This window comes from Agathobaculum sp., assembly GCF_050946325.1.
In the GTDB taxonomy this organism is placed as follows: Bacteria; Bacillota; Clostridia; order Oscillospirales; family Butyricicoccaceae; genus Agathobaculum.
In genome coordinates this window covers 1-5,371 of record NZ_JBMNUP010000132.1, presented here as the reverse complement: position 1 = coordinate 5,371, position 5,371 = coordinate 1, and the positions used below count along the sequence as shown (strand labels likewise).

General features: G+C 54.5%; 10 protein-coding genes and 1 pseudogene. 4 read left to right on the top strand and 7 right to left on the bottom strand.

Going from position 1 to position 5,371, the window contains the following annotated elements; translation table 11 throughout:
• A partial coding sequence (locus tag ACOYIE_RS09050; RefSeq protein WP_433412491.1) for a recombinase family protein occupies positions 1 to 973 on the top strand: 973 nt, incomplete at its 5' end.
• On the opposite strand, the gene ACOYIE_RS09045 is transcribed toward ACOYIE_RS09050, so the two are convergent.
• The 3 genes from ACOYIE_RS09045 to ACOYIE_RS09035 are packed head-to-tail and all read right to left on the bottom strand — an operon-like array spanning position 935 to position 1,622.
• Complete coding sequence (locus ACOYIE_RS09045) at positions 935 to 1,171, bottom strand: manganese catalase family protein (RefSeq protein ID WP_433412489.1); 237 nt, start codon at positions 1,169 to 1,171, stop codon at positions 935 to 937. The genes ACOYIE_RS09050 and ACOYIE_RS09045 overlap by 39 nt on opposite strands.
• A complete protein-coding gene (locus ACOYIE_RS09040) occupies positions 1,171 to 1,428 on the bottom strand; it encodes a spore coat protein CotJB (protein WP_433412487.1) in 258 nt (85 codons plus the stop codon). The genes ACOYIE_RS09045 and ACOYIE_RS09040 overlap by 1 nt, the downstream gene beginning before the upstream one ends.
• Positions 1,425 to 1,622 (bottom strand): spore coat associated protein CotJA, encoded by a 198-nt coding sequence (locus ACOYIE_RS09035; RefSeq protein ID WP_433412486.1) that lies wholly within the window; start codon positions 1,620 to 1,622, stop codon positions 1,425 to 1,427. Before ACOYIE_RS09035 ends, ACOYIE_RS09040 begins: the two co-directional genes overlap by 4 nt.
• A 157-nt stretch (positions 1,623 to 1,779) precedes the next feature.
• Here ACOYIE_RS09035 and ACOYIE_RS09030 point away from each other — a divergent pair, with 157 nt between their 5' ends.
• Genes ACOYIE_RS09030 through ACOYIE_RS09020 form a run of 3 tightly spaced genes read left to right on the top strand, consistent with a single transcriptional unit; the run spans position 1,780 to position 3,324 of the window.
• Positions 1,780 to 2,340: a TIGR01440 family protein gene (locus ACOYIE_RS09030; RefSeq protein ID WP_433412484.1), complete on the top strand. Its 561-nt coding sequence runs from the start codon at positions 1,780 to 1,782 to the stop codon at positions 2,338 to 2,340.
• 7 nt (positions 2,341 to 2,347) lie between these two features.
• Positions 2,348 to 3,052: an HAD family hydrolase gene (locus ACOYIE_RS09025; RefSeq protein WP_433412482.1), complete on the top strand. Its 705-nt coding sequence runs from the start codon at positions 2,348 to 2,350 to the stop codon at positions 3,050 to 3,052.
• 14 nt (positions 3,053 to 3,066) lie between these two features.
• A complete protein-coding gene (locus ACOYIE_RS09020) occupies positions 3,067 to 3,324 on the top strand; it encodes a TIGR03905 family TSCPD domain-containing protein (RefSeq protein WP_433412480.1) in 258 nt (85 codons plus the stop codon).
• Positions 3,325 to 3,396: 72 nt separating this feature from the next.
• On the opposite strand, the gene ACOYIE_RS09015 is transcribed toward ACOYIE_RS09020, so the two are convergent.
• From ACOYIE_RS09015 to ACOYIE_RS09000, 4 genes and pseudogenes are all read right to left on the bottom strand, one after another.
• Positions 3,397 to 4,056, bottom strand: coding sequence for a 4'-phosphopantetheinyl transferase family protein (locus ACOYIE_RS09015; RefSeq protein ID WP_433412478.1), 660 nt, complete (start codon positions 4,054 to 4,056; stop codon positions 3,397 to 3,399).
• 104 nt (positions 4,057 to 4,160) lie between these two features.
• On the bottom strand, positions 4,161 to 5,045 hold the full coding sequence (locus ACOYIE_RS09010; RefSeq protein WP_433412476.1) for a 4Fe-4S binding protein: 885 nt from the start codon (positions 5,043 to 5,045) through the stop codon (positions 4,161 to 4,163).
• A complete protein-coding gene (locus ACOYIE_RS09005) occupies positions 5,038 to 5,184 on the bottom strand; it encodes a CD1871A family CXXC motif-containing protein (protein WP_433412474.1) in 147 nt (48 codons plus the stop codon). Before ACOYIE_RS09005 ends, ACOYIE_RS09010 begins: the two co-directional genes overlap by 8 nt.
• A pseudogene (locus ACOYIE_RS09000) lies at positions 5,181 to 5,371 on the bottom strand (TlpA disulfide reductase family protein); the annotation flags it as partial. The pseudogene ACOYIE_RS09000 and the gene ACOYIE_RS09005, both read right to left, overlap by 4 nt.

The window sequence follows — 5,371 nt, the reverse complement described above, 5'->3', positions numbered from 1 at the left end:
TATTTTGCGTAATGAAAAATATGTTGGCGACCTATGCCAAAAAAAGACCTATACCCCTGATTTCTTAGATCATGCTAAAAAATATAACCGTGGAGCAGAGGAAAAGGTATATATTCGTGATCATCACCCAGATATAGCGATTATTGATCGTGATTTATGGGATCGTACACAGGCCGAACTTGCAAGGCGTTCTCCTTCAGAAGAACAGAAGTCAAAACATAGTAACCGCTACTGGTGCAGCGGTAAATTGACTTGTGGAGAGTGTGGAGGCGCATTTGTCAGCCGGACTAAAAAGCTGAAGAATGGAGGAACTTATAAGGCGTGGCGTTGTCATGCTTCCGCAAAAAATGGACAACCCAAAATTGACAAATATGGTAATCATTTGGGATGCACTGGAAAATCTATCGGAGATCGTACACTAAGGATTTTGACAGGTTACGCTATCAATATGATAGTAGAGGATAAAGACGTAATCAAGCAGCAGCTTATTCAGACTATTAAATCGGTTTTGGACGAAGCCCCTAAAGCACTTGATAAGGGACGGATAGAAAAGGAAATTGAAAGAATACGGAAAAAGAAAGCACAGATCATCGACCTTGCCACGGAAGGTATGATTTCAAAGGCTGACTTGAAGGAACAAAATGCTCTTTATACTGAACAAATCGAAACCCTCACAACTAAACTTGCAGATGCGGAAAATGCAAGCATTGTCCAAAATGCACAGGCAAAGCAGATGCAGAAGTACATTGAACGGATTGAAGCATTGCTCGAATTTAACGAGGGCGATGATGCTACATTGCATGAAGCCTTGAAAAAGGCCATTGTCTATGCTGATAACCGCATTGACTTATATCTGAATTGTGTTCCTTTTGGTATCCGAATTTGCTATAAAACTTCTGGGAAACTTGACTTTTTCAAGGTTGAAGTGTTATCTTCAGAAATTATAGACCCGGAGCCACAAGAGGTGCAATAACGATACCGATATACCCACATCGGTTAAAATACCCTTGCATGCCGCATAAGGCATGGCGTACCGCTGGTTGAGATAGCGCATGGAAGCGCCAAGTTCGCCGTCCGGCCCACCAAGCTGCGAAATAACAATTTTTGCAGCCTGCGGGTCAGGGTTCTTGATTTTAACGGGGAATTGCAGTCGTTTATCGTAGGACCACATCAGTTATCAGCTCCTTCCCAAGGCCACGGGTCATCGGTCCAGGTCCAGCGGCCGCTGCGGGTGTCTACTTCGCGGGCGGTCAGCGGGCCGAAAGCATCCTCATATTCTGCGGCGGCCTGATCAAAGGCCGTGCGCATCTTGCTGTAATACGCCAGCGCGGCGGCGTTTGTCGGATGTCCGTCGAGGAACTCAATCACGTCGACAAGCGCGAAATCATACATGCGCACACGGTTTAACAGTTTTTCCCGTTCGTTCATTGCGGCAGAGCCTCCTCTCCGAGAAAGGGCTTGTCAAGCGCGGGGAAGATGGTGCCGCGGCTGAAGGCAAGTGTTGGCTCATATGGCGTATCAAAGCTTTGCTCGGGCACAAAGGCCATGGCAAGAGAAAGCAGGCGGGGGGCAATGCTGTCTGCGGGCAGCTCCTGATCCGTCTGAAAATTGGGCAGATTCATAGGCGATTGCTCCTTTATATACTGGTGGAAGGCAGAGAACCCCGCCGGTAAGCGGCGAGGGACCGCGCTTCGGTTCATTCTATGCCGCAGGAAAAAAGACCGTGAAAAAACAGGGCATATGTGATATACTGTAAGCAAGATAAGGAGGCAGAGCATTATGGAGCTTGCTGTAATCAGGGAACAGGCCGCACAGGCGGCCGAGGCGGTGTGCGGCGCGGCCCAGCTGCGCGCGGGCGATTTGTTTGTAGTCGGGTGCTCCTCAAGCGAGGTGTGCGGTGAAAAAATCGGCACGCATTCCAGCGTGGAAGTGGCGGAGGCCGTTTTTGACGGCATTTACGCCGTGCTGCATGATAAAAATATCTATCTGGCCGCACAGTGCTGCGAGCATCTGAACAGGGCGCTGATTGTGGAACGGGCTGCGTGTGAGCGATTCGCGCTGGAAGAGGTCAACGTTGTGCCGCAGCCCAAGGCGGGCGGCTCGTTTGCGACAACGGCGTACCGGCGGTTTGCCGATCCGGCAGCGGTGGAAAATCTGAAACAGTCGGCGTCGGCAGGAATGGACATCGGCGGAACGCTGATTGGCATGCACATCAAGCCGGTGGTGGTGCCGCTGCGCATCGGCATGAAAAAAGTTGGCGAAGCCACGCTGATTTGCGCGCGCCGGCGGCCTAAATTTGTCGGCGGCAGCCGTGCAGTATATAACGAGGCGCTTTTGTGAGGGAAGTATGGGACTGAAGGCTGTATTTTTTGACCTGGACGATACGCTGTACAGCAGTTTCCAGGAGGGCGATCAATATGCTTACGAAAAGCTTGCCATGTATGCCGAGGCGCATCTCGGCGTGCCGGGCGAACAGTTTGCGCGCGCCTTTCGGGATAACCGCCGGCGGCTGGCGCGGCAGCAGCCGGGCATGCCGCCTACACATGACCGCGTGCTGTTTGCGCAGGGCGCGCTGGAAAGCCTGGGGCTGAACGCGGTCAAATATGCGCGTGCGGTGCATCGTGTTTACTGGAACGCAGTGTTTGACAAAATGCAGGTGCGCCCGGGGGTGCATCAGCTGCTGGATGAACTGAAGATGCGCGGAATCAAGACCGCGGTATGCACCGATATGCTGGCCGATATCCAGATGGAAAAGCTGGCATATCTGGATTTGCTGGACCGCGTCAGCTACCTTGTTTCAAGCGAGGAAGCCGGTATGGACAAGCCGGGCGCGCCTATTTTCTGGCTGGCACTGCAAAAGTGCGGGTGCCTGCCGCAGGAAGCGGTCATGGTGGGAGACAATTTCCGGCATGATATACAGGGGGCGCTGGACCAGGGCATTGCGGGCGTTTGGCTGAACTGGACGCATCTGCCCAAACCGGAAGAAGCCCGTCCGTATACAGAGGTGTTCACGTTTGAGCAGGCGGCGCAGTATATCCATGCGCTGCTGTGAGGAGGATTTGGAAAATGGAGCATTTTGATTACAGGCCGCGCGGCGTATGCCCGCGGAACATTTCTTTTGATATGGAAGGGGATACCGTGCATAACGTTTCCTTCCAGGGCGGCTGCCACGGCAATTTGCAGGCAATCAGCCGTGTGGTGGAAGGAATGACGGTTGAGCAGATTGAGGGCTATTTTAAAGGCATCAACTGCGGCGGCAAGGGTACCTCCTGCTCGGACCAGCTGGCAACGGCGGTTCGCGCTGCTTACGAGCAGAAAAAATAAATGCGGCATGGCGCTGCAAAGGAAAAAAGACGGCTGATGCAACGATCAGCCGTCTTTTTTATAAACAAAAATTCAGTTGAGCACGTTCAGAACGGGTTCAGACGCATCGGCCTGCGCAATGCAGACCGCCAGCCGGTAGCCGCGCTCCGCCGTAAAGGGAAGGAGAAACAGCGAGTGCGGCGAAGCGTTATCCGGGCAGTCCAGCCGCGGGGCGCCGCGACGGATATCCACCCAAAAGCTGCGCAGCGGCAAATCGAGACCGCGGCCGGTGGATTTTACAAAACTTTCTTTGAGCGTCCAAAGAGAGTAGAACGCATCATCCCGCGCGGTGGGAAGCAGGGAGTTGAGATAGCGCACTTCCTCCTTGTGGAAAAAACGCGAGGCGATGTCTCTGCGTCCCGGTTCGCATTTTTCAATATCCACGCCAACCGGATGATCGCTGAGCGCGCAAACTGCCCACTCGCCTGAGTGAGACAGGCTGAAATGGACGCCGGGCTCGGCCACCAGATACGGTTTGCCGCCGTCTGCAACAGAGATTTGCAGCGGATGCACAATGGAAGGAAAATGCTTGGAAACTGCGTACTCCAGCAGGAGCGAGGCGGCAAAACTCTGCGCCCGCGCCGTGCCGTGCCGACGGTCCACCAGCTCGAGCCGTCCAGGGGAAATATGCGCACGCGAAGCAGCATCATCCGGATTGACGGCAGCAATCGGAATGGCATATACAGCGGTCAAAATGGATTCCTCCCTCGGTGCAAAATGGTTTTGGTGTGGATATTATAGCACAGCCGAACAGGATTTGACAATGCTCTTCATCGGAAGAAAAAGGAAAAAATATCTTATTTTTTCCGGCACTGCTTCTCCGCAGTCTTGCAGCCGGCGTTTTGAATTGCCCCGTGCGGGCAGGCGCGCTGGCAGTCGCCGCATCGGATGCATTCCGGACTGTTGGGCGTCTGCCAGACGGGAATATCCAGTTTGCATACTTTTTGGCACAGCCCGCAGGAGGTACACTTGTCCGCGTCAATCGTAAAGCGGCGGAAAGCGATGGGATTAAACAGCCCGTAAACAGCGCCGAGCGGGCACAGATACCGGCAGAACGGCCGGTAAACGATGACGGACAGCAACAGCAAAACGGCCAGAATCGCGGTTTTCCAGGTAAACAGCCAGCCGAGCGCCGCGCGCAGCGGCGGATTGGACGCAATCAGCGGAATGCCGGCAAACAGGGTGCCGGAAGGGCAGACATACTTGCAGAACCACGGCTGCCCCTGGCCGACGATATCCAGTACAGTCAGCGGCAGAATGATGACAAAGCCGGCCAGCAGCACATATTTCAGGTATTTGAGCCAGCGGTCGCCCGGCAGACGGCGCAGTTTTTTTGGGAACGGGATTTTATGCAGCAGATCCTGCACCAATCCGAACGGACACAGCCATCCGCAGATAAAACGGCCGAACAGCGCGCCGAAAAACAGCAGAAAACCGACGATGTAGAAAGAAAAACGGTATTCGCGGCTGCTCAGCACCGCCTGCAGCGAACCAATCGGGCAGGCGCCCAACGCGCCGGGGCAGGAATAGCAGTTGAGCCCGGGCAGGCAGAAGCGCTTGCCTGGGCCTTTATAAATGGTGCCGCCGGCAAAACCGGCCGCATACCCGTTGGAGAGAGCGGCAAAACCGATTTGCACCAGCGTGCGCAGCCGCCCGCGCAGCGCGGTGAATCGCTTACCCAAGGCCGATACACTCCATACAGATGTTGATCGCTTTACGGAAAACGGTTTCGTCTTCTCCGCGCCACAGCCCAAACGCGATCATGACAACGCCGGCAGCGAGCAGCGCGACGGCTGCGCGGTTTTGTTTCCAGAACATCATGCCGCAACCTCCGTCAGCATCTGTTCGATGATATCCGCCCAATCCTCTTTATCCTTGGCGTCAAGATACGCCGTGCCGACCTGTGCCCCCGCGCTGTTCACAAAGAAGGTGGTCGGCAGAGAGGAGATCTGTGCAAGCAGGCCTTGCAGGTCGGGCGAAGGCAGCAGATGCACATAATCCGCGCCGG

What these genes read in the sequence shown, in the direction of transcription:
- ACOYIE_RS09040 (WP_433412487.1), bottom strand. Translation starts at nt 1,428, where the DNA reads ATGAACGAACGGGAAAAACTGTTAAACCGTGTGCGCATGTATGATTTC.
- ACOYIE_RS09005 (WP_433412474.1), bottom strand. Translation starts at nt 5,184, where the DNA reads ATGATGTTCTGGAAACAAAACCGCGCAGCCGTCGCGCTGCTCGCTGCC.
- ACOYIE_RS09025 (WP_433412482.1), top strand. Translation starts at nt 2,348, where the DNA reads ATGGGACTGAAGGCTGTATTTTTTGACCTGGACGATACGCTGTACAGC.
- ACOYIE_RS09020 (WP_433412480.1), top strand. Translation starts at nt 3,067, where the DNA reads ATGGAGCATTTTGATTACAGGCCGCGCGGCGTATGCCCGCGGAACATT.
- ACOYIE_RS09045 (WP_433412489.1), bottom strand. Translation starts at nt 1,171, where the DNA reads ATGTGGTCCTACGATAAACGACTGCAATTCCCCGTTAAAATCAAGAAC.
- ACOYIE_RS09030 (WP_433412484.1), top strand. Translation starts at nt 1,780, where the DNA reads ATGGAGCTTGCTGTAATCAGGGAACAGGCCGCACAGGCGGCCGAGGCG.
- ACOYIE_RS09035 (WP_433412486.1), bottom strand. Translation starts at nt 1,622, where the DNA reads ATGAATCTGCCCAATTTTCAGACGGATCAGGAGCTGCCCGCAGACAGC.